Genomic DNA, 25,947 nt, shown 5'->3' with positions numbered 1-25,947 from the left:
TGAGAAAGGATGCTAATATTCTTAATTTTTTTTAAGACTTGCGCCGATCGTCTTAACAATTAATCAATCATCTGAAGCGAAATCCCAATTAATTTGGGAAGCTCCACCTGCTTCCAGCCAAAGGATTAAGAGCAAGTTTCCTTCCCAATTCCCTCGCTGAGAGAGAAAAATTTATGTTAAAGTTCCTATAGGAAAAAGTAACAATTCCCTTCACAAGTCCCCTTGACTCTCCTGAACCTGATCAGTATCTGAAGGCAAAGAGAGAAAAAAATGTCAAAATTATCAGGGGGACGCAAAGTAATAACGTTTTTAGTCTAGGAAGCCAGACTTCATGTTCACAAAACAAGTAACAGATTCTAAAATTTACCAGTGGTTTGACGAGCGCCTAGAAGTCCAGGCGATCTCTGATGACATTGCCAGTAAATACGTTCCGCCTCACGTTAACATTTTTTACTGTTTAGGCGGAATCACTCTCACCTGCTTTATCATTCAATTTGCGACGGGCTTCGCCATGACCTTTTACTACAAGCCCACCGTCACCGAGGCATTTTCTTCTGTCCAATATTTAATGACCGAAGTTAACTTCGGTTGGCTCATCCGCTCCATTCATCGCTGGTCGGCAAGTATGATGGTCTTGATGATGATTCTCCACACCTTCCGAGTTTACCTCACTGGTGGCTTCAAAAGACCCCGTGAGCTCACTTGGATTACTGGAGTCGTCCTCGCTGTAATCACCGTTTCCTTTGGTGTAACGGGTTATTCCTTGCCTTGGGATCAAGTCGGTTATTGGGCGGTAAAAATTGTGTCTGGTGTTCCCGAAGCGATTCCAGGTGTGGGTCCTTTAATTGTTGAATTAATTCGCGGTGGCGCAAGTGTCGGACAAGGAACACTCACCCGTTACTACAGCTTACACACCTTCGTTTTACCCTGGTTCATTGCAGTATTTATGCTGTTGCACTTCTTAATGATTCGTAAACAAGGCATTTCTGGTCCTTTGTAAAGCGCGACTTGCAAGAAGTGATTAAAACTATCGTCAAGAGGAGAACAGAATAACAATGTCCACCTTAAAAAAACCTGATTTAAGCGACCCGAAACTACGGGCCAAATTAGCCCAAGGCATGGGTCATAACTACTACGGCGAACCCGCTTGGCCCAATGACCTGCTTTATACCTTCCCTGTTGTAATTTTAGGCACGATCGGGCTGTGTGTTGGTTTAGGGGTACTCGATCCCGCAATGACTGGTGAACCCGCTGATCCCTTTGCTACTCCCTTAGAAATTCTTCCCGAATGGTATCTTTACCCCGTGTTCCAAATTCTGCGGATTGTTCCCGACAAACTGTTAGGAATTGCCGCCATGGGAGCGATTCCTTTAGGGTTAATGCTAGTTCCCTTCATTGAAAACGTCAATAAATTCCAAAACCCCTTCCGTCGTCCAGTCGCAACGGCGGTTTTCCTATTTGGAACCGTTGTCACCCTCTGGTTAGGAATTGGTGCAACTTATCCTTTAGATGAATCTTTAACTTTAGGTTTGTTCTAAACCAGTCTTTCTCTTAAGTTGTAATCCTCCCAACTGGGGGGATTTTTTTTCGATAAACCGTAGGTTCGGTGAAAGGAACTGTAACCCAACAGTTACATCTTGTAGGGTTTGCCTTGCCCACCCTACGTTTCTACTTTGTATTAGTATGAGGGGGGATTAAAAAGGTAATAATGACAGAAGACTTGATCGAAATTGGAACAGTTGTTTCTCCTCATGGGATTAAAGGGGAGGTGAAAGTTTATACAAATTCTGATTTTCCTGAACGATTTGAAAAGCCAGGAAAACGTTTACTTAAACGTCCTAATTCCAGTCAGTGTGAGTGGGTAACGTTGAAGCGTGGTTATTATCTCCCTGGAAAAAGTATGTATGTGGTAATGTTAGAGGAGATCACCGATCGAAATCAAGCTGAGGAATTGTGCAAAAGCAAGTTATTTGTAGAAAAGCACGATCGACCGCAGTTAGAAGCGAATGAATATCATGTAGATGATTTGATCGGTTTAACAGTAATTGATCAAGAAACCAAGTCAAAAATCGGTCAGGTTATTGATATTTATGCGGCTGGAAATGATTTATTAGTCGTTGAGTTGGAAGAACACTTATCTGAGAAGCCAGCGCCCGATAATAGGGTTTTAGTTCCGTTTGTAGAAGACATTGTTCCCATTGTTGACATCAATAATCGACAATTACAGGTGAAACTTCCTGTTGGTTTGTTGGAATTATAGCAGTTTTGTCTTTTATCCTTCGTCCTTTGTAGTTTGTTATTTAATGACTAACGACCAATAACAAATAACCAATAACAAATAACCAGTTTTGAAACAACGTTCTTCCTATTGGCAACTTATCCCTTATATTCGTCCTCAAATTCCCACAATTACTAAGTCGCCCCCTAACCCCCAAGTTTGGGGGAATTAAGATAAAAAGTAGGTTGGGTAGAGACGTTCCATGGAACGTCTCCACGCGAAACCCAACAGCAAAAGGTTCGCCCCCTAACCCCCAAGTTTGGGGGAATTAAGAAGCCATAATCAACAATAAAACAATTAACTTTGAAACAACGTTCTCCCTATTGGCAACTGATCCCTTACATTCGTCCCCAAATTCCGACAATTACTAAAGCGCTTGCTTGTACAATTGTCTTTGTAGGAGTCTGGCCCCTCCTAGCTTGGTTAGCGGGATTGATTTCCACCGCAGTGGGAGAGGGAAATGTCACTCGTAGCGCCCAAGTCGCCGCCATTACCGCGTTGGTTTTTCTCTTGCAAAAAATCGCGCAGTATGGGCAAGATTTACTGATGGCAAAGGTGGCGTTGGCTGTAGCGTATCAGGTGAGAACTGCGGTTTATGGTCATCTACAAACCCTCAGTATTGATTATTTTGAAACCACTCGCACGGGTGATTTATCCTATCGCTTAACAGAAGACATCGATCGAGTCGGGGAGGTGGTTAATAACATCTTCCACCAGTTTATTCCCAGTGTGCTGCAACTCTTCGCTGTTTTTGCTTATGTGATCTATCTTAACTGGCAATTAACCCTTGCTTTATTAATTGTTGCGCCATTAATCGCATTTCTGATTAGTTGGTTTGGGGAAAAGGTTCAAACTCTTTCCCGACGCAGCCAAAACCGCATTTCTGATTTGTCTTCTCTACTGACAGAAGTCTTTAGTGGAATGCGTTTAGTTCAAGCCTTCGCCGCCGAAGATTATACCCTCAATAAATTCTGTACGGAAGCAGAACACAATCGTAAGGCGAGATACGCCGCTGAACGTCTCAAAGCGATTCAATTTCCGATTGTTGGTTTTTTAGAGGCTTTAGCGGTGTTGTTACTCTTTCTGTTGGGAGGATGGCAAATTGCAGCGGGGAATCTTACTACTAGCGAGTTTATCAGTTATGGCGCTGGTGTCTTGATGCTGATTGATCCGATTTCTATTACTACTAGCAATTATAATGAGTTTAAGCAGGGGGAAGCCTCAGTGGCGAGAGTGTTTGAATTGATGACGATCGAGCCGCGAGTTCAAAACGAACCCAATGCGATCGAACTTCCTGTGATACAAGGAAAAGTAACCTATCATCACGTCTCCTTTGCTTATCCCCAAAGCCAGCAATCTGTTTTAGAAGATATCAATCTCACAATTAAACCTGGAGAAATGTTAGCGTTAGTTGGTGCTTCTGGTGCGGGAAAAACCAGCTTAGTGAATTTATTACCCCGTTTCTATGATCCGCAACAGGGAGAGATTTTAATTGATGGGATTAACATTCGCCACGTCACCCTCAACAGTCTGCGTCGTCAAATTGGTATTGTTCCTCAAGACACCCTGTTATTTTCTGGGACAATTGCTGAAAACATTGCTTTTGGACAGCCAGAAATGGGTCTAGAAGCCATTACAAACGCCGCCAAGGTCGCCAACGCCGATCAGTTTATTTCTCAGTTGTCTCAGGGCTATTTTACCGATGTGGGGGAACGAGGCGTTAATCTTTCTGGTGGACAACGACAACGGATCGCGATCGCACGAGCCGTGTTACTTGATCCCAAAATCCTGATTCTGGATGAAGCGACTTCGGCGCTAGATTCAGAATCCGAAGCATTAGTCCAAGAAGCGCTCGATCGACTCCTAAAAGATCGCACTGTTTTAATTATTGCTCATCGTTTAACCACTGTTCGCAACGCCGATCGAATTTTAGTCTTAGAACAGGGTAAAATCATCGAGATGGGAACTCACGAGCAACTTTTAAACCAAGCCTCTCGTTACGCCCAATTTCACGGTCAACAGTAAATGATCAAAGCGTTTCTAAATAACCCAATAAATCCGACATATCTTGGGGTTTCGGCTGAAATTTAGGCATCGGTGGCGTGTCGCCACTGGTCACTTGTTGAATCAATTTTAACTTCGATTTCCGTTCTGAGATATTGTGAAGGCTTGGACCGACATTCCCATCCCCCTTCGCGCCATGACAACCCGCGCAATTAATTTGAAAAATTGCCTCTCCTCGTTCTGGATTACTTGGGGCGGTTAAAACTTCCTGTACATAAGGATCAGAAACCTGATACAGGTAAACGCCTACCAAGCCAGCAACGACAAAGAATAAAGCACAAGTTACTATCATTGTCAACCGTTTAGCGAGTTCGGTTACGGGGGCTACTTGCTTGGTCACGATCTTGTTTGTACTGTCCACGCCAAAATTAAGTTTATTTAACAGTTCTAACTAAATGTTACCGTTATTTTACGCCTTATGTCTTTATGGAGGAAAGCGACAATTACAAACTGCAAAGCAAAATTTGATAAGATGCTGATCGATCGGACTTTATAGGAAAAACCATAATGATTGAACCTTTACTCTTAGGAATTGTGCTGGGCTTGATTTTTGTCACTTTAGCAGGCTTATTTTTTGCTGCTTATATGCAGTACCGACGCACAAGTTAATCGGGATCATCTCCCCTCTTCGCTTTTGTAAGGGGAATCCCCCCCTACCTTTGTAAGGAGAATCCCCCCTAACCCCCCTTCGTAAGGGAAATCCCCCCTAACCCCCCTTCGTAAGGGAAATCCCCCCTAACCCCCCTTCGTAAGGGGGGAAGATCAGGAAAGAGTCTCTTTTGTAAGGGGGGAAGATCAGGGACGCACAAGTTAATCGGGATCATCTCCCCTAACCCTCTTTCGCAAGGGAAATCCCCCCTAACCCCCCTTCGTAAGGGAAATCCCCCCTAACCCCCCTTGGTAAGGGAAATCCCCCTTAACCCCCCTTCGTAAGGGGGGAATCTGGAGAGGGAATCTGGAGAGGGAATCTTTCGGGGGGATGAGGCAAAATCAGTGTGAAAATGGGAATAATATCGTCTGAAGCTAAAGAAAATATTAAATTTACCGTTTTCATAAAAAAATTAATATATTGATGAACCACTCCCTAGACACTGCAAAAACTAAACCCGATACAATTTTAGTCGTTGATGATTCTCCTGATAATGTGTTGTTAGTACAAAGCATCCTCGAAGAAGATGGTTATCACATCGAGGTTGCTGAAGATGGGGAAGGTGCGATCGCGCAAGTAGAAGCAAATCCGCCACAATTAATCTTATTAGACGTGATGATGCCAGGGATGGATGGGTTTGAAGTGACCGAGCGCATTCGTCAACAGAAAGCGTTACCCTTCATTCCGATTTTACTGATCACAGCTTATGATCAGCCCAGTGTGGTGAAAGGGTTAGATAGTGGCGCTGATGATTTTATTCGGAAACCCGTTGAATTAGAGGAATTATTGGCACGGGTTCGATCGTTGCTTCGTCTTAAACACAGTGTTGATGAAAGAGATGAAATTGCGCGACAACGATCGGATTTTGTGTCCCGTCTCACCCACGATTTACGCACCCCCCTAGTGGCAGCCGATCGAATGTTAAGTTTATTCCAACAGGGAGCATTAGGAGAATTATCGCCCCCAATGGCGGAAGCTGTGGCGACCATGAGTCGCAGTAATCGTAACTTGTTGGACATGGTGAATACCTTACTGGAAGTTTATCGCTTTGAGGCGGGACGCAAGGTTTTAAATTTTGTCACTGTTGATCTAAAAGCAGTTATTGATGAAGTCGTCCAAGAACTTAATCCTCTAGCAGAAGAAAAAGGCTTAGACCTAAAAAAGCAAGAGGAAATTGAAGGAAATCAGACAGAAACTAAAGTAGAAGGAGATCGTCTCGAACTAAGACGAGTTTTTACGAATTTAATTGGAAATGCCATTAAATTTACTGATGAAGGGAGTGTGAAAGTTTCCTTAAAACAAGTGACAGAAACCGAACCTCCCACCTTATTAATTACAGTAGAAGATACGGGGCCAGGGGTATCCCCAGAAGATCAAAACCGTTTATTTGAGCGGTTTCGGAAAGGAAAACATCGTAACTCTGGAAGCGGGTTAGGGTTACATTTATCCCAAAGAATTTTAGAGAGTCATAATGGTAGCATTAGCTTAGAATCAGAAGTGGGAAAAGGAAGCCGCTTTACGGTAAAACTTCCTGTGAAAGTGGAATAATTGATTCTTAAATATCGTCAAAATCTGCTTAAAAATGGCGGTAATGTGAAGTGTAACTAGCAGTGTTTAGGTCAAGGAGAAAAGTTGTGTCACCGCTCATGCCAAAAAGTGTTTACCTTGCGATCGCTCTCAGTGCTACGATTCCCAGTTTAGTTGTTCCTGTTGCTATCAAATCGGCACAAGCGCAGGTGACGGAAACGATTATTTATGTTGATCCTAGTTCAGGGAATGATCAAACGGCAACTGGCGATCGAAATAATCCTTATCAAAGTATAACCGCAGCGATCGAAGTTGCACCCAATGAAGCGGTAATTCAACTCGCCAGAGGAACTTACAGCGAGGAAACGGGAGAAACTTTCCCCATTGTCATCGAGAAGCCCTTAGAAATTCGGGGAGAAGCGGAAAACCAAGGCTATCATACCAAAATTGTTGGGGGAGGAGAGTTCTACAGTCGCACTGGCGCAGGTCAAAACGTCGGAATCGCCATTTTAGATAATGCCACCCTAACAGGAGTTACCGTCACCAACAAGCGCGATCGAGGCGTTGGTGTCTGGATCGAAGATGCCAACCCGACATTAGTTAAAAACACCTTTCAGCGCAACGATAACACAGGCGTTGCTATTAATGGTACAGGTCGCGCTACCCTGCTAAATAACTACTTCTACAGCAACTCTGGAAACGGTTTAGTAATTTACGGACAAACCCAACCCACCATTAAAAATAATACCTTTGAGCGTACTGGTTTCGGCATTAGCATCATTCAAAACGCCATTCCCCAAATTATCGGTAATGAAATCAAAAGTAATCGAATTGGGGTACTGGTAGAAGGACAAGCGCAACCGATTCTCAGAGAGAATATTATCGAACTTTCTACAGAAGATGGGTTCGTCGCAATTGCCAACTCGCGTCCAGATTTAGGAACAAACAACGAACCAGGAGAAAACATCTTTCGCGGTAATCAAGAAACCGACATCAAAAACCTGACCAAAGACTATACCATTCCGATTAATGGGAATCGGATTACAGGGGAAATTGAAGGAAGCATCGATCGTCGAGGAATTGTCACCGCGCAAACACCAAACCCCCCAGAAAACTCTAATTTACCTCCTCTATTAGCAAATCCCCCTCGATCGAATTCTCTTCCTGAACCTGAAACAAACACCACAACCAAAGAACAAGTTTGGACAGCACCCAATAATCAACCCCCTCAAGGATCACAAAGAAATAACTCTTTTTCTCTATCAACCAATAACCCTCTGCCGCCGCTTAACTCCCTTCCTCTCATCCCTCCCGAAGCGACCAACAATCCCAACGTCACAGAAGACTCTAATCCCATCACACTTCCCCCTCCCAACCCCACCCCATCCAACAACACCAGTAGCAATAATAATCCTCCTAACGTCACCCCACAGCGCAACCGTTTAGAAGAAATACTGGTGTTAGAACCCAATGCGTCACCGCGTCAACCCGCCTCCAACGCTTTACCCGTTCCTAGTGGTAATATTCCCAGAGGAAACCCCTTTCGCCCTGGGACATCTCCAGAAGAACGAGCAGCCGCTGTCGGTGGCGACTATCGCGTTGTGGTAGAAATTAGAAATGCCAACGACAAAAACAAAGTGAAAGAGATTGTTCCCCAAGCGTTTACCAGTCGTTATCAAGGACGTGCGGTGATGCAGGTGGGGATTTTTCGCAGCCGCGCTAATGCCGAGGAAATTCGTCAAAAACTGGGACGAGAAGGGTTACAAGTGCGTCTAATTCCAGTGGAGTAAAACGTAGGTTGGGTAGAGACGTTCCATGGAACGTCTCCACGCGAAACCCAACACCAATCAGTTACCAGTTAAACAGTATCAACTAATTAAGCCCCCCAACCCCCCAAGTTTGGGGGGCTAAAATGTAACTTAGCTTTTTAGAAACGGTATAACCTATGTTTGTCGTGCTATAGTAAGCATTAAAAATGGCTCGATGCTCCCAAAAGGTGAAGACTGTGAAATCTATTACCGTTATCGGCTCAACCGGTTCAATTGGCACACAAACTCTAGAAATTGCCACGCAATACCCCGAAGAATTTAGAATTGTCGGACTCGCTGCGGGAAGAAACATTGAATTGTTAGCGCAACAAGTGCAGCAGTTTCGTCCGCAAATTGTCGCCACCTGCTATGAGGATAAGTTACCCGAATTGAAAGCAGCTTTGGGGGGGTTAGATTACTCTCCCGTTATTCTCGCTGGTGAAGACGGAGTAGTGGAGGTAGCAAAATATGGGGATGCAGAAAGTGTGGTGACTGGAATCGTTGGCTGTGCTGGTTTACTTCCCACTTTAGCTGCGATCGAAGCGGGAAAAAATATTGCTCTAGCGAACAAAGAAACCTTAATCGCTGGTGCGCCAGTGGTGTTACCGTTAGTAGAAAAACATGGAGTGAAGTTACTTCCCGCCGACTCGGAACATTCAGCAATTTTTCAATGTTTACAAGGAGTGCCAGAAAAAGGATTACGACGCATTTTATTAACCGCATCTGGGGGCGCATTTCGAGATTTGCCAGTTGAGAAGTTACCATTCGTTCAGGTAGCGGATGCGTTGAAACATCCGAATTGGTCAATGGGTCAGAAAATTACGATCGATTCTGCTACCTTGATGAACAAAGGATTAGAAGTCATTGAAGCCCATTATCTCTTCGGTTTAGATTATAACCAGATTGATATTGTGATTCATCCTCAGAGTATTATTCACTCTCTGATTGAGTTACAGGATACATCGGTTTTAGCACAGTTGGGATGGGCAGATATGCGCTTACCCTTGCTTTATGCTCTATCTTACCCCGATCGACTCTACACAGACTGGCAACCGCTAGACTTAGTGAAAGCGGGAAGTTTAACCTTTAAAGCCCCCGATCATCAAAAATATCCCTGTATGCAACTCGCTTACGACGTGGGAAAAGCAGGGGGATTAATGCCAGCAGTATTAAACGCAGCGAATGAACAAGCAGTCGCTTTATTTTTAGAAGAAAAGATCGGGTTTTTAGATATTCCTCGATTGATCGAAACCGTTTGCGATCGCGCTTCTGATTATAATACACCCACACCGAGTTTAGAAGATATTTTAGAAGTGAATCAAACAGCAAGACAAGAAGTTTTAACCGCCGCCAAATCTTTAAAAATAGCCATTGGTCATTAATCATTAAATAAGCGAATGGACATGGCAAACAGTTACAAATTTATTGATTTATTCGCAGGGATAGGGGGATTTAGAATCGCCCTTGAAGAGTTAGGATGTCAATGTGTTTTTTCTTCAGAATGGGATAAATTTTGTCAGCAGACATATCTCGCTAACTTTAACGAAACCCCGCAAGGAGATATTACCGACATTTCAGAAAACGATATCCCAGATCATGATCTGTTAGTGGGAGGTTTTCCTTGTCAGCCCTTTAGTATTGCTGGTGTTAGTAAAAACAATTCCTTAAAAATTAGACATGGTTTTGAGCATATCAAACAAGGGAATCTATTTTTTCACATCGTCAGAATTCTTAAACATAAGCAACCCCAGGCTTTTATTCTAGAAAACGTCAGAAATTTGTTAAGTCATAATAAAAAGAAAACGTTTGAAATCATTAAAAATACCTTATCTTAAGTTTATTTTATACCATTTTGGAAAAGTCAAGTTACATTAAAGCCCCCCAAACCCCCCAATTTTGGGGGGCTTAAGTAGCCGTAGGTTGGGTGGAGGGAAACGTAACCCAACACAAATGATAAGCAATTACCTGAAACAAACCCATTAACTAAAGTAATAGCGTGACACATCCCCCTCTCTCTGGCTGGTCGTTAGACGATCGAGATCAAAAAACAATTCAAACTTGGCTCACTCAATGTCAATGGTTTTACAAGCATTACTTCCAAGCCGAAACCGATGGTTGGGAAAATATCCCTGAAACTGGAGCCGCCTTAATTGTCGGTTCACACAACGGCGGTTTAGCCTGTCCAGACATGATGATTAGTCTCTATGACTGGTTTCGTCATTTTGGCACAGAAAGGCTTGTTTATGGCTTAATGCACCCTCATGTGTGGGAAGTTTATTCCCCTTTAGCTAAAATTGCCAGTCAATTGGGAGCAATACGAGCCAACCCGCGCTTGGCAATTTCCGCACTAGAAAGAGGTGCTTGTGTGTTAGTCTATCCAGGAGGAGGGCCTGATGTTTTTCGTCCTTACTGGGAACGCGATCAAATTAAATTTTGTGGTCGCAAAGGGTTTATTAAATTAGCATTACGAGAAAACGTTTCGATCGTTCCCGTTATCTCTTGGGGAGCGCATGATACATTATTTGTTTTAGCAGATATTTACGAACCGATGAAATGGTTTTTAGAAACCTTTAAGTTACCTTGGTTATTTAACCTTGATCCAGAAGTATTTCCCATTTATTTAGGATTACCTTGGGGAATTTCTTTCGGTCCATTGATGAATTTTCCTCTTCCTGCTAAAGTGCGAGTGCGAGTCTGTCCGCCGATTCAATTTGAGCGTTACGGACGAGAAGCCACGCAAGATTCAGATTATGTTCAATACTGTTATGACACAGTAGTTCAGGAAATGCAAACTCATTTAAATCAACTGATTAAAGAAGCTGATTATTAAAGTAGGTTGGGTGGAGGTAACGAAACCCAACAAAAATCAGAAAGTAGAAACCTATTATTAAAGTAGGTTGGGTGGAGGTAACGAAACCCAACAAAAATCAGAAAGTAGAAACCTATTATTAAAGTAGGTTGGGTGGAGGTAACGAAACCCAACAAAAATCAGAAAGTAGAAACCTATTATTAAAGTAGGTTGGGTGGAGGTAACGAAACCCAACAAAAATCAGCGCAACCCAACCCCTCACCCCAAAGTTTGGGGGAATTAAACTTGATCGCAACTTTTGATCATTTTGCTGTAGTGATACCATTTTGGAAAAGTCAAGTTACATTAAAGCCCCCCAACCCCCCAATTTTGGGGGGCTTAAGTGGTCGATACTGTAGCACCAATTCTTCACGCATGGTATGAATTGATGAAAAGTTGGGTAACATGAAATTCAAGACTCATAATTAAGCTCATTCCTTGATCACAATGACCTTTAAAACAATTGATTTAAATTTAGTCTTAGAGCAAGCTAAAGCGGAAACGATCGCGATGGCTGAATCAAAAATTGATCTTAGCGATTCTTCAATTATCACTCCTCTAGAAGCATTAGCTAATGAATATCCTGAAATGGCAGCGACTTGCAATTCAATTTTACTAGATTTGATCAGCGAACAGACTAACTTTTGGTCAATTACTGATCAACCAAAAGCAGCAATTGATTTTTAATAGGCAAGTAGATTATTAATGAATTGGGAGCAATTTCAAACCGAAGGCGATCGAGTGGTTAGAGGGATTCGAGAAGGATTACAAAAGAGAAATATCAATGCGGGAGAGCCGATAATTACTCCTTTTCAAACCGACGAAGATATTCCAATTTACAATAAAATTGGTAATAAACTCTTCTGGATTTCTGTTAAAACAGTTTCAGGAGAAATTGAAAATCCCATTGCACAAATGCCAAGTAATTATAAAGGTTGGATGTGTGGAGAGGTAGAAAGTAAACAATGGGTGAACCCGCCAGCACTAATTATTTGGTATTGCATCCAGACCAGTTTAGCATGGGGTGCGATCGTTCCGAAACGCCCAAGTACAAAATGGATTATTTTTCCAGATCGTTATGGTGTTGTTATCGACAAACGTAAAACGATTTTGACAGGGAAAACTTATTATCTTTATCCCTCTTATTGTGTTCCTCCGAATCAAATTATTAGCAAAGAAGAGATAATTGCTTACATCAAAAAGCGTATCTAATGCTCCCTAATACATATTATCACCTTCCAATTGGAGACAACGACTAATGAGCAATTGGTGTTGGGTTTCGCTTCCCTCCACCCAACCTACAACTGATCGGTGTTGGGTTTCGCTTCCCTCCACCCAACCTACAACTTCCCTCCACCCAATCTACTTTTTGTTATTTTGGAGACAACTAACAATCACCGCCGTGGTAGGAATAGCAAGAAAAAGTCCTAAAAAACCTGCAATTCTCACCCCAATTAATAACGCAAAAAAGATAAGTACAGGGTTAAGATTAACTGAACTTTGCATAATGCGAGGCATTAAAATGTTTTCTTCAATTTGTTGGAGAAGAACACAAAAAATAATCACTTTTAAACTTAACCCAATTCCTTGAGGAAGAACAATCAACGCAGCAACACTGATCCCAATTGTTGCGCCAATACCAGGAATGAGATCAAAAACGCCAACAATTACTGCTAACAGCCAAGGATAAGGAGTTTGTAAGATTAAGTAAACCAAAAATGCAGAAACACCAAAGAAAAGTGAGAGCAGTAATCGCCCTCGAAAAAATCCTAAAAAATTATCTCGTAAAGAGGTAGTGATTTTAACTCGGTAAGATTGCGGAAATACTTTAACACAATTTCGCCAAATCGTTTGACCGTCTAAAAGCATAAAAAAAGCAATGACGAGGATAATAATTAGTTCCACAAAACGGGTTAAGGTATTTCTTAAAAAGATGGTACTAAAATTAATCGTACTTCCCAGTTTGCTTTGAAACTCTTGTTGTAAAAATTGGAGGTCGATCGAGAGATTAAACTGCTCTAGCCAAGATTCAGTTTCCTCGAAAATAGTTAGCAAAGATTGAATTAAATTAGGAGCTTTGGAGAGAAAAGTCTGAAACTCAGAGATTACGATCAATCCCAACGTCAGAAAAAGGAAAATAAACAGAATTAAACTGGATAAAAAAACAATAACAACCGCCGTAGAATGTGGAAGATATTGTTTGAACCATTGCACAGGATAATTAAGCAAAAAAGCGAGAATACTAGCAAAAACAAAAATTAAAATAATGGTTTGAAAATAAGCAAGAATCTGAATGGTTGCCCAGCCAAAAGTGAATAAAAGCAAATAACGGATTAAATAATAATTACTGAAAAAAGACCAAAAATGGCTTCGATCGGGCTTCCTCATTTAAAATTGGCAATAACGCTACGGGAATCATCGTACGATCATCTTAAACGATTATTGAGAAACGTTTGAGAAGATATACCATCAGCGCCTGATCATTGCTATAGTTGATAATTGTCCATTTTCCATTGTTAAGGGAACGACCTTATGATCCGTGACATCTTCATGCCTGCTCTCAGTTCAACCATGACCGAAGGAAAAATTGTCTCTTGGGCAAAATCTCAAGGGGAAAAAGTAGAGAAAGGAGAAACCGTCCTTGTAGTGGAATCAGACAAAGCAGATATGGATGTGGAGTCGTTCCATGATGGTTATTTAGCGACAATTCTTGTTCCAGAAGGAGAACAAGCGCCAGTGGGTTCTACCATTGGTTTACTCGCAGAAACCGAAGCAGAAATTGAAACTGCTAAACAACAAGGAAGCAATCAAACCACCGCAACCACTGCGAAAACAGAAACGAAAACGGAAACACCTGTTGCTCCCTCCTCAACTCCAGAACCCGCAACACCGACTCCTCAAGTAGCTTCTACGCCAACTTCCACTCCGAAACAAGAGAATGGTCGCGTTGTGGCTTCTCCTCGCGCTCGTAAATTAGCAAAAGAGCATAATATCGATCTCGCAACCTTACAAGGAAGCGGTCCCCATGGTCGCATTGTTGCTTCTGATGTGGAAGCGGCGACTGGTCAACCGACGGCGACTCCTCAACCGCAACCGACACCGCAACCAGCCCCCCAACCGACACCACAAGCTGCACCAAGCTACGCGAAGGGAGAAGTTGTCCCCTTTACGACTCTCCAAAGTTCTGTGGTACGGAATATGACCGCAACGGTACAAGTTCCCACTTTCCATGTCGGTTATACCATCACCACTGATGCGTTAGATAAACTCTATAAACAAATTAAATCGAAAGGGGTGACAATGACGGCGTTACTGGCGAAAGCTGTGGCGGCTACTTTACAAAAACATCCCCTTGTTAATGCCAGTTACAGTGAGCAAGGGATACAATATCACTCTGGAATTAATATCGCTGTTGCGGTGGCGATGGAAGATGGCGGTTTGATTACTCCTGTTTTACGCAATGCAGCAGAACAGGATATTTATACCCTTTCTCGCAATTGGAAAGATTTAGTGAAACGATCGCGCAGTAAGCAATTACAGCCAGAAGAATACAGCACCGGCACGTTTACTCTATCGAATCTTGGAATGTTTGGGGTCGATCGATTTGATGCCATTTTACCCCCTGGACAGGGTGGCATTCTAGCAATTGGTGCGTCCCGTCCCCAAGTTGTAGCGACCGATGATGGAATGTTTGGTGTGCGTCGTCAGATGAGTGTTAATATCACTTGCGACCACCGCATTATTTATGGCGCTCATGCGGCGGCTTTCTTACAAGATTTAGCACAGTTGATCGAAACTGATCCTCAAAGTTTAACTCTGTAATGATTCGATTGGTGTTGGGTTGCGCTACTCTCCACCCAACCTACTTTGAGAGTGTTGGGTTGCGCGTGGAGACGTTCCATGGAACGTCTCTACCCAACCTACTTTGACTGAATGATTTTGGGTTGCGCTATTCTCCACCCAACCGACTGTTACATGGTAGAATCTTGCTACAGAATTTTGAAAACTAAACGATGTTTATAAAATCAATGCTTAAACGATTGCTTGCTTTAACATTAGTCGTGGTGGTTAGTACCGTTGGGTTAGCTGGATGTAGCGGAGACAATAAAGGCTTAACTGGCGACTATCGTCAAGATACTCTCACTGTACTCGATACCTTACGCACTACCCTAGAACTGTCTGTGGATGATCCGCAAAGAGAAGAAGTGCGAGAAAAAGCCCGTAAACAATTAAACGAATATGCGGCTCGTTATCGCCGAGATGAACAAGTAGCAGGATTACGCTCTTTTACAACGATGCAAACTGCTCTTAATGCTTTAGCGAATTATTATACTTCTGCTTATGCGACTCGTCCGATTCCTGATAAAGTCAAGGACAGAGTGTCTCAAGAGTTTGCTCAGGTAGAACGGGCTTTGCGACGAGAAGAAACTTAAAATACTGTACTTAGTCCAATCAACCCCCAGTGATTCCTTGTTATTTGCTACTAGGAACTGAGAAAAAACTACAATGGGGGTTGGGCTTTAATTCTTGTCAAGGACTCATGGAATGTTCAATCTGTCTCATTCCTTTAACTCTCTTTCTCGTTTGTCTCGATCGATGCTGTTAGCTGTTTTGAGCTTTTGCCTCATCATAACGGTTCAAGCTCATTTTTTCCCCGTTACGGCAGCGGAAACTAACAACTACTGCCAGTTTCAGGAAAGGACGATCGCGCTCAAAGATCAACTGCGACAACGTGCGATTAATGGCAATATTCAAGCTCAAACTGAGTACAATAATCTCATTCAACGTCACGGCGAACAACTGGCGAACTGTCGCCAACAAACTTGGCCCCAAACTCAAGCCATCTGGTTAAGAGTTTACCCCTGCGATACTTTTCCAGGCGGTGTCGAAGAAATTTTAGATCACATTGTTGATTTAGGGTATAACGAAGTCTATTTAGAAGTTTTTTACAATGCTCAGGTGTTGCTCCCTGCTAACGAAAATAACACCCCCTGGGATTCTGTGCTTCGATCGCCCTCAGTGAGAAATCGAGACCTATTAGCAGAAGTGATCGAAAAAGGACATGAACGGGGATTAAAAGTCTATGCTTGGCTCTTTAGCCTCAACTTTGGCTATGCTTATGCACAACGTGGCGATCGAACGCAAGTTTTAGCTCGTAATGGCTACGGTGAGACCAATTTATCTGCTAGTGGGGAAGTCTCAAAAGCCTTTGTTGATCCTTACAATGAACAAGCCAGACGAGACTACTTACAAATGCTCTCAGCAGTTTTAAAGCGCAAACCTGACGGCGTACTATTTGATTATATTCGCTATCCTCGTAGCACAGGGAGTAAATCAGTTGTCAGTGGCGTTAAAAACCTTTGGATTTATGGGGATGCTGCCCTCAATACCCTATTTAACCGCGCTTTAAATGAAAAAGGACGCTTCCTGATCCAGCGTTTTGTCAATAAAGGTTACATTACCCGCAACGATGTCGCCAGAGTTGATGAGCTTGAACCGAAAGAGATTCTTCCCCTTTGGCAAGGACGGAATTTAGATGGAATGGAAGCAGAAATGAGTTTAGAAGCGCGTCAGAATCTCTTACAACAACAGTTATGGTATTTGAGCGTTGCTCACGCTGCTCAAGGCGTGTTGGATTTTCTTTCTCTAGCGGCTCAACAGGTAGAACAAGCAGGGATTCCTACAGGAGCGGTATTTTTTCCTGATGCGAATCGAGTGGTAGGAGAGGAGGGATTTGATTCTCGTTTGCAACCTTGGACAAGATTTAACAAGGTAGAACAATGGCATCCCATGTCTTATGCGGTGTGTGGTCGGGCAAGTTGTATTGTTGATTTGGTACGACGAACCATGAGTGTTGCTTCTCCTGATCTAGAAGTAGTGCCAGCTTTAGCAGGGGCTTGGGGTCAACCCTATAAGGATCGTCCTCCTTTAGAAGTGCAAATGGAAGCAATTCGCCGTCAAGTTCCCAATATTGCTGGAGTGAGTCATTTTGCTTATTCTTGGCAGTTCCCAGACCAAGATCGCGATCGCAAATTTTGTTCTTTGGAATAAATACTTTTGCCTTGCTTTAGCCCCCTAACCCCCAATTCTGGGGGAACTGGAAAGAAAGTAGGTTGGGGGCCCAGAAGCGAAACCCAACAGAGAATCTGCGCCCCCTAACCCCCAACTCTGGGGGAACTGGAAAGAAAGAAAGTAGGTTGGGGGCCCAGAAGCGAAACCCAACAGAGAATCTGCGCCCCCTAACCCCCAATTCTGGGGGAACTGGAAAGGAGACACTCTGACACTTCAAGACTGGACAATACTCGACATTAACTGTAAAAGTAAAGCAGTCATAGCGTACTCTGGAAAGCACGGTGGTGTCCCACAACGCCTTAAGGACAATTCCCTAAAGCTCATCAAATTGGTTTTTCCTTTAGCGGTCAGAATCGAGCTTCTAGTTAGCACACTGACACACAAGTCAATCCAATTTATTCCTTAATTCTAAAAGACCTAAACCATTAATGTCAACAAGCGAGCGAACTTTTCCAAAAAGTTAAACTATGTCAGCTAATGTCAAGTAATAGTTGTATTAGGAAATAACTCTAAAGTAAGGTGGAAAATAACTGTTCGATGCGCTTTAAATTAGGATCACCCGCAAGATAACTAATGCCTCGATGCAAATGCAGGCGAAACTGTTGGGCGAGAGTGTCGGGATCAGTTCCCAGTCCATCTTGATAACAGCGTTGTTTTAGGGCGAGAATAAACACATCAGACATTTCCCCCCCAAATACTCGCCAAGTAATTTCTAAGTTACTATCATTGGGAATGGGAACGGGTGAGGGCTTTGTGGGTTCAGCAAGAGAACGACAAAACCCCCAACGACAGAGAACGTTCCACTGTTCAATTTTTGTGTAACGTTTCAGTTTAATCAGTTGGTCTCGTCCTGTTTTCGAGAGACGGATGCGTTCTACGGGTGGCTGCATAATTAGCGATTAAGTTCGTTTTGTAACAAGTTTCGCAGGGTAGTAACGACATCGGTAGTGGGGATGTCTTCCGAGGATTGATCCGCACGTTTCACCAGTTCCACTTTTCCTTCCTTCAACGATCGCCCTGTCACCACACGGTAGGGAATACCAATCAAATCCGCATCTTTAAATTTAACCCCTGCTCGATCGTCTCGATCGTCCAATAAGACTTCAATCCCAGCTTTTTGTAAGTCTTGATAAAGGGTTTCTGCCACTTCTACTTGTTTCGGATCAGTGATATTGGGGACAGTAATCACTACTTGATAGGGCGCGATCGCAACGGGCCAAATAATGCCATTTTTATCATAAGACTGTTCCACCGCCGACTGTGCCAAACGAGAAACACCAATCCCATAGCAGCCCATATAAAACGGCTTTTCCTCCCCTTGTTCACTGGTATAAGTTGCTCCCATCGCTTCCGAATACTTAGTTCCCAGTTGGAAAATATGTCCCACTTCAATCCCGCGCGCTGTTTGTAGCCGTTGCTGGGGATCATGGACGGCTCGATCGCCCACCTGTGCCGATCGCACATCAACAACCATTTTCGGTAACATAAACTCTGTTCCCCAGTTTGCCCCAACCACGTGATATCCGACCTGATTCGCCCCAGTGACAAAATTCTCTAGATCAACCGCCGTTTGATCCACTAAACGCAAAAATGAAGATTCAACTTTTTCTCCCCCCTGAATGTAATCATCCCCTAAATCAGGAGCAATATACCCCAAAGGTAAAGGTTTCGCCGCCCAAGTTTTCTGCGCCTCCACATCAGGAACATTTAAGCCAATTAAAGCCAGGCTGCCATAATTTTTGGCTAAACTTGCCAATTCATTATTCAACTTCACCTCATTGACATCTTGATCACCGCGAATACTGACTAAAACTAGCACCTGTTTCCCATTGTCATAAACCGCCTCATAGAGAACATTTTTCACCACATTGGTGGGAGAACAGCCTAAAAACTCGCAAACCGTCGCGATCGTTGCTGTATTGGGCGTTTCCCGCTTCTCATAACTGGAAAAAGGCGATAACTCGGCATCAGGAGGAATGGAAACCGCTTTTTCTAAATTTGCCGCATAGTTTCCATCCTCTGTGTAAAGTACCTCATCCTCTCCCGCTTCTGCGAGTACCATAAACTCTTGCGACGCAGAACCGCCGATCGCCCCTGAATCCGCTTCTACCGCCGTAAAACTCAAACCACAGCGTTGTAAAATCTTAGCGTAGGCGTTTCCCATTGCGTTGTAAGTTTCCTTTAAACTCGCCGCATCAGCATTAAAAGAATAAGCATCCTTCATAATAAATTCCCGACCCCGCATCAAGCCAAAACGGGGACGAATTTCATCACGGAATTTGGTTTGAATTTGGTAGAGATTTTGGGGGAGTTGGCGATAAGAGCGAATCGTGTCTCTGGCGATCGCAGTAATCACCTCTTCGTGAGTGGGACCCAATCCTAATTTTCGCTCTTGACGATCAATGAGAGAAAACATAATCCCTTCCGCTTTGGTGTAAGTCTCCCAACGTCCCGATTCCTCCCATAATTCCGAAGGCTGTAGCTGTGGGAGTAAACACTCTTGCGCTCCCGTTACATTCATTTCTTCGCGAACAATTTGAGAGATTTTGTTGAGAACACGCCACATCAGGGGAAGATAGCCGTAGAGTCCACTCCCAATGCGACGAATATAACCGGCTCGAAGAAGAAGTTGATGGCTTGGAATTTCAGCTTCTGCGGGAGTTTCCCGTAGAGTAACCAAGAGCATCTGAGACATTCGCATGATTCGTCTTTCCTTGATGAGTTGATTATTGTATTGTAAATCTTCGTTTAATATCTAGACAGGGTTTCTGGGATTTTAACTCCTTTCCAACATTAAAACACAAGTGGGAATATAATCTCCTGACAAAAAATGACAGACAGAAGACAGAACTCAATCTTACACTGTTCTTTAGACCTTGATGTCAAAGGGCAACAAGAAAACTACCAGATGAGATCACGATCGCGCTGCTGGGGTAAACAGTGCGATCTTTTTTTATTTAGGTCTTACTGAATAAACCTAAAACCTTTATCCAATCAGCTTTTAAGGCTCTTAATTCTTTGACAAAGTGCAAGGGAGAAATGGGAGACAAGGAGGAAAAGGGAGCAATGGGAGACAAGGGAGACAAGGAAGACAAGGAAAACAAGGGAGACAAGGAAGACAAGGAAGACAAGGAAAACAAGGGAGCGATTTTTCTCCCCCATCTCCCCCATCTCCCCCATCTCCCCCATCTCCCCCATCTCCCCCATCTTACCTCTTGCCTCTTACCTAAGGCAACTTGCCTTTTGCCTTACTACACCGAAAACATGGACTTTTTCAGCAAACCCTATTTAAAGACAGTTCGTTAAAATTTAAGAGGTTTCCTTGCCAGTTCTGCATTTTTTATGAACAAACCTCTCCCTCTCCTTGTACTGCTGCTGACAGGGACGCTTTTTTCCCCGAACATAGTTTCAGCACAATTGATCACAGACGATAACAGTTGTCCTGAGCCAATTTTGAAAAGGCTCGATCGGCATCAAATTTCCCCAGGAGAAACGATTCCCAGTATTGCCCAACAATACAATTTACTACCAGAAACCCTGATTCGTCTCAATCCCAATTTACAACAAGATAGTGTTCCCGTCGGCAGTTCCATTCTGATCCCGCCGTTTAATGGGGTTCGCATTGAAGTTCCCCTTGGAACCACTTGGGAAGACTTAGAAACCGCTTATGGGGTGCGTGCGGACGTTTTATTTGAATTAAACGGCTGTACCCCACAACCGCAAGTCGTCTTTCTTCCTGGTGTCGCATGGCAAGGAGAAGACCCCAACGCCGTTTATACTTATACAGGATTAAGCCATTCTCCTCTTCCTATATCCCCATCTGTTGGCTTGAGTTATGGTTGGCGCACTGTCGAAAATAGCAACCAGCGTCGTTTACATAGCGGTGTCGATTTAATCGCACCAGTGGGAACTGAGGTATTAGCAGCAGAAGCGGGAAAGGTGACTTTTGCAGGGAAACATCCCATTTACGGCAATTTAATTATTATTAGTCATCCTGGGGGAAAACAAACCCGTTATGGTCATCTGGACGCGATCGCGGTCAACGTTGACCAATCGGTGGCGGCAGGGAATAAAATTGGGACAGTGGGAACAAGCGGAGAACCTCATATTAATGAGTCTCATCTTCATTTTGAAGTTCGTTATCAAACCCCTCAAGGTTGGGTTGCTCAAGACCCACAAGTTCATTTAAGCGCAATTAATGAATAATGACAAATATGGCACTGCGCGTGAATGAATCCCCCCTAACCCCCCGATGATCGGGGGGAATCAGTTCCCCGTAGTTCCCCGTAGGTTGGGTGAAGGGAAACGTAACCCAACTCCACCCTATAGCAATCCTAGGTGATTCGTAAATCGTTTTGCCCCCAAATCCTCACTTCGCTCCGGCCAATAATGGGGGCTTTCATTAATCAATTTTTCACAAATGATTTGGGATTGCTATAGATCATATCGCTAGAGGAAAAAAACTATGAATGAAGAACAAAATCGTCGCATTGAAAAAGAGATTTTATCAGAACAAAAATACTCCTTAGCTAACGCGATCGGGCGCGAGGGAGGAAACTTTTTAAAAGGAGAATCCCCCGTTCCCAAAATGGTACAAATCACCACAGAAATCAACTTATTTATTGACCAAAACCTTCCCGACGCTTCTGGTGCTTTACAATCGGTTTTAAAACATTGGGTGAAATCAGATTCTCTCCTTAGTCAAAATTTAGATTCTCCTCTAAAAGGGTTAGATGAAATTATTGAAAAAATCCTGAATAATCAAGGATTATTTTATGAAATTGTACGACAAGCAGACTTAAAATGGGGACAAATGTATGAAGAGCGTCCATACTTTCAAAAGCCTGGTCAACCCGCACATCCTGACGATGAATATAGTCATCAATCCGTGAGAGAAAAACTCTCCCAGTTACGACAAAAACTGAGTTCAAATTACTAAACTTACAATATGCGACAGTATCAACCGATCGGGTTTCAACAACGGAATCTAGAAACAAAACTGGGGACAATGGTTTATTCTACACCTGATCCCTCCTTTTATCCGCCTGTATTTTCTAACCCGAACCCTCTAGTTTTTCTTCATAGTTTAGGCGGTGGTTCTTCTGCTTATGAATGGTCGAAAGTTTATCCCAGTTTTGCCGCCACTCATCGCGTAATTGCGCCTGATTTAATTGGTTGGGGAGACTCGAATCATCCCACCATTAAATATTATCCTCAAGATTATATGAATCTCATGCAAACCCTATTAGAAAAAGTTGCAGCTACTCCCGCGTGGGTGGTAGCATCTTCTTTAACCGCAGGATTAGTAGTTCGTTTAGCCATTGAACAGCCTCAACTTTTCCGAGGATTATTTTTAGTTTCTCCTTCTGGATATCGGGATTTTAGTGAAGATTATCGGGAACAAGTTTCCTCCCAAATCTTGAATTTACCAGGATTCGATCGTCTAATTTATGCAGTAGGCGCGGCGAATCAGTTGGCAGTAAAAAACTTTTTAGAACAATTTTTATTTGCTGATTCTAGACGTTTAACTCAAGAAACGATCAATGCTTATTTGGCTTCTGCGCTTAAACCAAATGCGGAATATGCTGCTTTAGCCTCTTTAAAAGGAGATTTATGTTTTGATTTAGCACAATATATGGAACAATTAAACACTCCGACAGTCTTCGTTTGGGGGTCACAATCTCGGTTTAGTCGTCCGCAACAAGGAAGACGATTAGCGAATTTAAATCCGAATGTGGATTTTCATCTCATTGCGGGAACAGGTGTTTTACCTCACTTAGAAGTTCCTCCTGTGGTAACAGGTTTATTGTCTGCTACGCTATTTCAACATACGTGGCAAGGATTCTCCGACTACATCGCGTGAGCGATTAGTCGCGGGAGGAAGGGCGCACATTTTCACTAAGCTCTTATAATGTAGATGCACTGTGAAAATTGAAACCATGAAACAAGTAATCACTGCCAAGCTAAAGTTAAATCTCTCGACCGAGCAGAAAACGCTCTTACGAGAGGTTTCTTTGGCTTATCGTGATGCTCTGAACTATGTTTCACAGGTGGCTTTCGACAACAATCGAACAAGCAGTGCTAATAAACTTCAGAAGTTGGCTTACTACGACATTCGAGATCATTATAATTTACCATCTCAGATGGCTTGTAATGTCTGTCGTCAGGTTGGTGCAACCTATAGAGCCTTATGGACTAAGGTTAAACAAAATAGCCAACATCGTAAACGAGGAAAAACCAAAAAAAGATACAAAGGATTAGACAAACCACCACAATTTGTTTCCAGAACTTGCAACCTTAACTATGGTCGCGACTTCTCGTTCGTTAAAGAAGGAATTAGTATCATTACCTTACAAGGTAGAATCAAGGTTTCCTATTCTGGATATCAAAAACACTTAGACTTGATTAAGTGTGGGGAGGCTAAAGCCAAAGGAGCAAAGATTCATTATTCTTCCTCTAACAAGACTTACTATCTATTAGTCAGTCTAGAAATAGAGAAATCTGATATCCAACCCACAGACATTAAACGGGTTAGTGGTGTCGATGTTGGTCAACGATACCTAGCTGTTGAGACTGATACCAAAAATCAGGCTAGTTTCTACAACGGCAAATCAACTATTCATAGAGCAAACCATTATCAAAGGAGAAGAAAATCGCTACAGCGCAAAGGCACTCGTTCTGCTAAAAGAAGACTGAAAAAGTTATCAGGACGAGAGAGACGGTTTCGCGCTGATATTAACCACCAAGTTTCTAAGAAAGTCGCTAAGTCTAACTCCTTAATTGGGTTAGAAGATTTAACCCACATTAGAGAAAGAACTAACCCTCGCCGTAAAGGGAAAAGAGCATCTAAGAAACAGAAAAAGGCTAACCGTAAACAAACCAGTTGGTATGCAAGCTGAACTCCAAAGTTTCATTGACTATAAAGCGGTCTTAAACGACTCTTTGGCAATTAAAGTAGATGCTGATTACACTTCCCAAAGTTGCCCTCATTGTGGACATACCTCTAAAGGGAATCGACCTAACAAGGGATTAACCTTTCACTGCGAGAACTGTAGGTTTGACCTTCATGCGGACTTAGTGGGAGCTAGAAACATAGCAATGAGAACGTTACTTGTTCGGCAAGACTGGGCAAGTACGGGTAGTTTGTCAGCCTGCCCAGATGATCTTTCGGGATCGTCGGATGTTTCGTCGGATGAAGCCAAAGCCATGCGCCTTTCGAGGTTCATGGAATTGAGGTGGACGGCAGAGGCAAGCCCCAATCACATCGCGTTTAGCGATTGATTGTGGGTAGTTGACTCAATATACAGGTAATTGCTTATAATTGATGTTGGGTTTCGCGCTGGCTACACCCAACCTACTTTTTTGTCCTTTGTCCTTTGTCCTTCGACAGGCTCAGGAACACCTTTGTTCTTTGTTTTCCAATGACTAATGACCAATGACTAATGACTAATGACTAATGACTAATGACTAATTGGTGTTGGGTTTCGTGAACTCCACCCAACCTACTTTATGAACGGTGATTCATTCCTCTGATCCCAAGAAAAATCCCTCCTAACACCGCTAAAATAGCAGCCGTATTAAATACAGCAGTTAATCCTCCCACCTGTAAAATTGGACTAAACAGAAAAGGAGAGATAAATTGTCCTAAAAAACTGATCCCGATCGCGATCGCCAAAATACTAGAGCGAACCGTTTTCGGAGCAAGATTCGATAAACTACTATAAAGATTCGGTAATACTAAACCAAATCCGACTCCAAACATCATCGCCGACATCAGCAAGAGGGCAAATTTTGCCAGAAAAGGGATACCAAAAAGACTCAATCCCATTAAACCAAACCCAAAAGCGATCGCGCCGTGAACCGACAACCGTTTAACCACCTGTTTCGACGCAAAAGCAGAAATTAACGCCGCTCCTAACGCCCGTATTGCCAGTAAAATACCGTTTTCGATCGTTCCCAACCCCAACGTTTCCTCTAGATACAATGGCGCGTAAATCACCACTGAATACATAATCGCTGCGGTGAGAGCCACAAATAATAATAACTGGATGACAGCAGGAGTGAATAAGACTTTTTGCAACGTTCCAGAAACACTCACCTGATCCTCCACTGCTGAGGAAGATTGACCATTGGGAAACACAGAAATACAGATTAATAGCAAAGGAAACGCGATCGTATAAATCAGAAACGCATACCGCCAATGAATTGATCCGATTGCACCGCCTAAAAAGGGAAAAATAATTCCCGCAACCGTTAACACCGCCGTTGCATAAGCGATCGCTTGAGCGCGAGTTTCTTGATCATACAACTTTCCCAGTAATCCCAAACTCCCGGCAGCAATTCCGCCAGCAGTAGCACCGAGTAACGCTCGACTGGCTAAGAGTAACCAAAAATTGCTTAAAAATGCTCCTGCTGTGCCAAAAATACCATATAAAAGCAAAGAGGGAACAAGCACTCGTTTCGGCGAGATTTGATCCGCAACTAAGCCCAAAATGGGACTAAACAAAGCTAAAGTGAGAGCATGAATACTAACTAAATGAGTCGCCAGAGCGCGATCGAAGCTGAGGGAAGTAATTACTTGTGGCAAAATCGGCGCTACTACTCCTCCTGTCATCGTAATCAACGATCCGATCGCTAAAATCAAGAACATTCGATTCGGTTCACGTTGTAGCCATTTTAAAATCATCACTTTTAATAGATT

General features: G+C 43.0%; 23 protein-coding genes and 2 pseudogenes. 19 read left to right on the top strand and 6 right to left on the bottom strand.

Translation table 11 applies throughout. From position 1 onward, the window contains the following. Positions 1-331: 331 nt before the first annotated feature. From petB to DACSA_RS11585, 4 genes are all read left to right on the top strand, one after another. The gene (gene petB, locus DACSA_RS11600) at positions 332-1,000 is read left to right on the top strand and encodes a cytochrome b6 (RefSeq protein ID WP_015229935.1); all 669 of its coding nucleotides are present in this window, start codon (positions 332-334) and stop codon (positions 998-1,000) included. Between the two features lie 55 nt (positions 1,001-1,055). Beyond that, on the top strand, positions 1,056-1,538 hold the full coding sequence (petD, locus tag DACSA_RS11595) for a cytochrome b6-f complex subunit IV (RefSeq protein WP_015229934.1): 483 nt from the start codon (positions 1,056-1,058) through the stop codon (positions 1,536-1,538). Positions 1,539-1,708: 170 nt separating this feature from the next. After that, positions 1,709-2,260: a ribosome maturation factor RimM gene (gene rimM, locus DACSA_RS11590; protein ID WP_015229933.1), complete on the top strand. Its 552-nt coding sequence runs from the start codon at positions 1,709-1,711 to the stop codon at positions 2,258-2,260. Between the two features lie 321 nt (positions 2,261-2,581). Further along, the gene (locus DACSA_RS11585; RefSeq protein WP_015229932.1) at positions 2,582-4,303 is read left to right on the top strand and encodes an ABC transporter ATP-binding protein; all 1,722 of its coding nucleotides are present in this window, start codon (positions 2,582-2,584) and stop codon (positions 4,301-4,303) included. 4 nt (positions 4,304-4,307) lie between these two features. Here the strand turns inward: DACSA_RS11585 and DACSA_RS11580 are convergent, their stop codons facing one another. Further along, positions 4,308-4,682, bottom strand: a complete 375-nt coding sequence (locus tag DACSA_RS11580; protein ID WP_041235465.1) for a c-type cytochrome — start codon at positions 4,680-4,682, stop codon at positions 4,308-4,310. Positions 4,683-4,849: 167 nt separating this feature from the next. On the opposite strand from DACSA_RS11580, the gene petG reads away from it, so the two are divergent. The 8 genes and pseudogenes from petG to DACSA_RS11535 all read left to right on the top strand — a co-directional run bounded on the left by petG (position 4,850) and on the right by DACSA_RS11535 (position 12,386). Further along, positions 4,850-4,951: a cytochrome b6-f complex subunit V gene (gene petG / locus DACSA_RS11575; RefSeq protein ID WP_015226211.1), complete on the top strand. Its 102-nt coding sequence runs from the start codon at positions 4,850-4,852 to the stop codon at positions 4,949-4,951. A 463-nt stretch (positions 4,952-5,414) separates the two neighbouring features. After that, complete coding sequence (locus tag DACSA_RS11570; RefSeq protein WP_015229930.1) at positions 5,415-6,539, top strand: ATP-binding response regulator; 1,125 nt, start codon at positions 5,415-5,417, stop codon at positions 6,537-6,539. An 86-nt stretch (positions 6,540-6,625) separates the two neighbouring features. After that, entirely contained in the window at positions 6,626-8,308 is a 1,683-nt protein-coding gene (locus tag DACSA_RS11565) for a DUF1565 domain-containing protein (protein ID WP_015229929.1), read from the top strand. A gap of 215 nt (positions 8,309-8,523) precedes the next feature. Next, a complete protein-coding gene (dxr, locus tag DACSA_RS11560; protein WP_041235844.1) occupies positions 8,524-9,708 on the top strand; it encodes a 1-deoxy-D-xylulose-5-phosphate reductoisomerase in 1,185 nt (394 codons plus the stop codon). Between the two features lie 15 nt (positions 9,709-9,723). Next, positions 9,724-10,158, top strand: a pseudogene (locus DACSA_RS11555) (DNA cytosine methyltransferase); the annotation flags it as partial. 164 nt (positions 10,159-10,322) lie between these two features. Next, on the top strand, positions 10,323-11,156 hold the full coding sequence (locus DACSA_RS11550) for a lysophospholipid acyltransferase family protein (RefSeq protein ID WP_015229927.1): 834 nt from the start codon (positions 10,323-10,325) through the stop codon (positions 11,154-11,156). A 465-nt stretch (positions 11,157-11,621) separates the two neighbouring features. After that, complete coding sequence (locus DACSA_RS11540) at positions 11,622-11,861, top strand: hypothetical protein (protein ID WP_015229926.1); 240 nt, start codon at positions 11,622-11,624, stop codon at positions 11,859-11,861. An 18-nt stretch (positions 11,862-11,879) separates the two neighbouring features. Continuing rightward, entirely contained in the window at positions 11,880-12,386 is a 507-nt protein-coding gene (locus tag DACSA_RS11535) for a hypothetical protein (protein ID WP_015229925.1), read from the top strand. Positions 12,387-12,536: 150 nt separating this feature from the next. Here DACSA_RS11535 and DACSA_RS11530 read toward each other — a convergent pair whose 3' ends face one another. Then, positions 12,537-13,562, bottom strand: coding sequence for an AI-2E family transporter (locus tag DACSA_RS11530; RefSeq protein ID WP_015229924.1), 1,026 nt, complete (start codon positions 13,560-13,562; stop codon positions 12,537-12,539). A 144-nt stretch (positions 13,563-13,706) separates the two neighbouring features. Here DACSA_RS11530 and DACSA_RS11525 point away from each other — a divergent pair, with 144 nt between their 5' ends. The 3 genes from DACSA_RS11525 to DACSA_RS11515 all read left to right on the top strand — a co-directional run bounded on the left by DACSA_RS11525 (position 13,707) and on the right by DACSA_RS11515 (position 17,225). Then, the gene (locus DACSA_RS11525; RefSeq protein WP_015229923.1) at positions 13,707-14,996 is read left to right on the top strand and encodes a dihydrolipoamide acetyltransferase family protein; all 1,290 of its coding nucleotides are present in this window, start codon (positions 13,707-13,709) and stop codon (positions 14,994-14,996) included. A gap of 191 nt (positions 14,997-15,187) precedes the next feature. After that, entirely contained in the window at positions 15,188-15,607 is a 420-nt protein-coding gene (psb27, locus tag DACSA_RS11520) for a photosystem II protein Psb27 (protein ID WP_071880320.1), read from the top strand. 112 nt (positions 15,608-15,719) lie between these two features. After that, entirely contained in the window at positions 15,720-17,225 is a 1,506-nt protein-coding gene (locus tag DACSA_RS11515; protein ID WP_015229921.1) for a family 10 glycosylhydrolase, read from the top strand. Between the two features lie 530 nt (positions 17,226-17,755). Here the strand turns inward: DACSA_RS11515 and dndE are convergent. The 3 genes from dndE to DACSA_RS22195 form a co-directional block, all read right to left on the bottom strand. Then, the gene (gene dndE / locus DACSA_RS11505; protein ID WP_015229920.1) at positions 17,756-18,136 is read right to left on the bottom strand and encodes a DNA sulfur modification protein DndE; all 381 of its coding nucleotides are present in this window, start codon (positions 18,134-18,136) and stop codon (positions 17,756-17,758) included. A gap of 2 nt (positions 18,137-18,138) precedes the next feature. Beyond that, the gene (gene proS, locus DACSA_RS11500; RefSeq protein WP_015229919.1) at positions 18,139-19,947 is read right to left on the bottom strand and encodes a proline--tRNA ligase; all 1,809 of its coding nucleotides are present in this window, start codon (positions 19,945-19,947) and stop codon (positions 18,139-18,141) included. Positions 19,948-20,203: 256 nt separating this feature from the next. After that, the gene (locus DACSA_RS22195) at positions 20,204-20,386 is read right to left on the bottom strand and encodes a hypothetical protein (RefSeq protein WP_156800769.1); all 183 of its coding nucleotides are present in this window, start codon (positions 20,384-20,386) and stop codon (positions 20,204-20,206) included. Between the two features lie 202 nt (positions 20,387-20,588). Between DACSA_RS22195 and DACSA_RS11490 the strand changes: the two genes are divergently transcribed. From DACSA_RS11490 to DACSA_RS11475, 4 genes and pseudogenes are all read left to right on the top strand, one after another. Further along, complete coding sequence (locus DACSA_RS11490; protein WP_015229917.1) at positions 20,589-21,452, top strand: peptidoglycan DD-metalloendopeptidase family protein; 864 nt, start codon at positions 20,589-20,591, stop codon at positions 21,450-21,452. Between the two features lie 259 nt (positions 21,453-21,711). Beyond that, positions 21,712-22,185: a hypothetical protein gene (locus DACSA_RS11485; RefSeq protein ID WP_015229916.1), complete on the top strand. Its 474-nt coding sequence runs from the start codon at positions 21,712-21,714 to the stop codon at positions 22,183-22,185. A gap of 9 nt (positions 22,186-22,194) precedes the next feature. Further along, positions 22,195-23,109: an alpha/beta fold hydrolase gene (locus DACSA_RS11480; RefSeq protein ID WP_015229915.1), complete on the top strand. Its 915-nt coding sequence runs from the start codon at positions 22,195-22,197 to the stop codon at positions 23,107-23,109. Between the two features lie 76 nt (positions 23,110-23,185). Next, positions 23,186-24,527, top strand: a pseudogene (locus DACSA_RS11475) (RNA-guided endonuclease InsQ/TnpB family protein). Between the two features lie 226 nt (positions 24,528-24,753). On the opposite strand, the gene DACSA_RS11470 reads toward DACSA_RS11475, so the two are convergent. Further along, complete coding sequence (locus tag DACSA_RS11470) at positions 24,754-25,932, bottom strand: MFS transporter (protein WP_015229913.1); 1,179 nt, start codon at positions 25,930-25,932, stop codon at positions 24,754-24,756. Positions 25,933-25,947: the final 15 nt, after the last annotated feature.

The sequence above is a fragment of the Dactylococcopsis salina PCC 8305 genome (assembly GCF_000317615.1).
GTDB lineage: Bacteria > Cyanobacteriota > Cyanobacteriia > Cyanobacteriales > Rubidibacteraceae > Halothece > Halothece salina.
This window is presented reverse-complemented; position numbering and strand designations above follow the sequence as displayed.

What these genes read in the sequence shown, in the direction of transcription:
- petB (WP_015229935.1), top strand. Translation starts at nt 332, where the DNA reads ATGTTCACAAAACAAGTAACAGATTCTAAAATTTACCAGTGGTTTGAC.
- petD (WP_015229934.1), top strand. Translation starts at nt 1,056, where the DNA reads ATGTCCACCTTAAAAAAACCTGATTTAAGCGACCCGAAACTACGGGCC.
- rimM (WP_015229933.1), top strand. Translation starts at nt 1,709, where the DNA reads ATGACAGAAGACTTGATCGAAATTGGAACAGTTGTTTCTCCTCATGGG.
- petG (WP_015226211.1), top strand. Translation starts at nt 4,850, where the DNA reads ATGATTGAACCTTTACTCTTAGGAATTGTGCTGGGCTTGATTTTTGTC.
- DACSA_RS11570 (WP_015229930.1), top strand. Translation starts at nt 5,415, where the DNA reads ATGAACCACTCCCTAGACACTGCAAAAACTAAACCCGATACAATTTTA.
- DACSA_RS11540 (WP_015229926.1), top strand. Translation starts at nt 11,622, where the DNA reads ATGACCTTTAAAACAATTGATTTAAATTTAGTCTTAGAGCAAGCTAAA.
- DACSA_RS11535 (WP_015229925.1), top strand. Translation starts at nt 11,880, where the DNA reads ATGAATTGGGAGCAATTTCAAACCGAAGGCGATCGAGTGGTTAGAGGG.
- DACSA_RS11530 (WP_015229924.1), bottom strand. Translation starts at nt 13,562, where the DNA reads ATGAGGAAGCCCGATCGAAGCCATTTTTGGTCTTTTTTCAGTAATTAT.
- DACSA_RS11525 (WP_015229923.1), top strand. Translation starts at nt 13,707, where the DNA reads ATGATCCGTGACATCTTCATGCCTGCTCTCAGTTCAACCATGACCGAA.
- psb27 (WP_071880320.1), top strand. Translation starts at nt 15,188, where the DNA reads ATGTTTATAAAATCAATGCTTAAACGATTGCTTGCTTTAACATTAGTC.
- DACSA_RS11515 (WP_015229921.1), top strand. Translation starts at nt 15,720, where the DNA reads ATGTTCAATCTGTCTCATTCCTTTAACTCTCTTTCTCGTTTGTCTCGA.
- dndE (WP_015229920.1), bottom strand. Translation starts at nt 18,136, where the DNA reads ATGCAGCCACCCGTAGAACGCATCCGTCTCTCGAAAACAGGACGAGAC.
- proS (WP_015229919.1), bottom strand. Translation starts at nt 19,947, where the DNA reads ATGCGAATGTCTCAGATGCTCTTGGTTACTCTACGGGAAACTCCCGCA.
- DACSA_RS11490 (WP_015229917.1), top strand. Translation starts at nt 20,589, where the DNA reads ATGAACAAACCTCTCCCTCTCCTTGTACTGCTGCTGACAGGGACGCTT.
- DACSA_RS11485 (WP_015229916.1), top strand. Translation starts at nt 21,712, where the DNA reads ATGAATGAAGAACAAAATCGTCGCATTGAAAAAGAGATTTTATCAGAA.
- DACSA_RS11480 (WP_015229915.1), top strand. Translation starts at nt 22,195, where the DNA reads ATGCGACAGTATCAACCGATCGGGTTTCAACAACGGAATCTAGAAACA.
- DACSA_RS11470 (WP_015229913.1), bottom strand. Translation starts at nt 25,932, where the DNA reads ATGATTTTAAAATGGCTACAACGTGAACCGAATCGAATGTTCTTGATT.